1 protein-coding gene is annotated in these 717 nt (G+C 66.4%); it reads left to right on the forward strand.

Annotation, left to right across the window (positions count from 1 at the left end; translation table 11 throughout):
• The coding region (locus tag MOV75_RS40625; RefSeq protein WP_247008477.1) for an efflux RND transporter permease subunit at positions 1-717 on the forward strand (717 nt) is incomplete at both ends.

Consider the following 717-nt stretch of genomic DNA (forward strand, 5'->3'; position numbering starts at 1 on the left):
TGGCGACGCTGAAGCGCACGACGGCACCGCTCGCGATCTCGCACCAGGCGCAATTCCCGTCGGTGTCGCTCAGCTTCAACCTCGCGCCGGGCGCGGCGCTCGGCGATGCCGTCGAGGCCGTGAAGATGATCGAGACCCGGATCGACATGCCGGGCAGCATCGTCGGCGTCTATGCCGGCGATGCCGCCGAGTTCGCCAAGGCGCTCGCCGGCCAGCCCTGGCTGCTGCTCGCCGCCGTGATCACGATCTACATCGTCCTCGGCGTTCTCTATGAAAGTTACATCCACCCGATCACGATCCTGTCGACGCTGCCCTCGGCCGGCGTCGGGGCGATCCTGGCGCTGATGCTGTGCGGGCAGGACCTTTCGGTGATCGGCCTGATCGGCATCATCCTGTTGATGGGCATCGTCAAGAAGAACGCGATCATGATGATCGACTTCGCGCTCGAGGCCGAGCGCGGGCGGGGTATGTCGCCGCACGAAGCCATCGTGCAGGCGTGTCTGTTGCGCTTCCGCCCGATCATGATGACGACACTGGCGGCGCTGTTCGGCGCGCTGCCGCTCGCGATCGAGAGCGGCACCGGCGCCGAGCTGCGTTTCCCACTTGGCATTTCCATCATCGGCGGCCTGCTGCTGAGCCAGCTGCTGACGCTCTACACGACGCCCGTGATCTACCTCGCGCTCGACCGCATCAACCGCCGCCTCGAGCAGGCGATGC

This window comes from Bradyrhizobium sp. PRIMUS42 (assembly GCF_023006515.1).
In the GTDB taxonomy this organism is placed as follows: Bacteria; Pseudomonadota; Alphaproteobacteria; order Rhizobiales; family Xanthobacteraceae; genus Bradyrhizobium.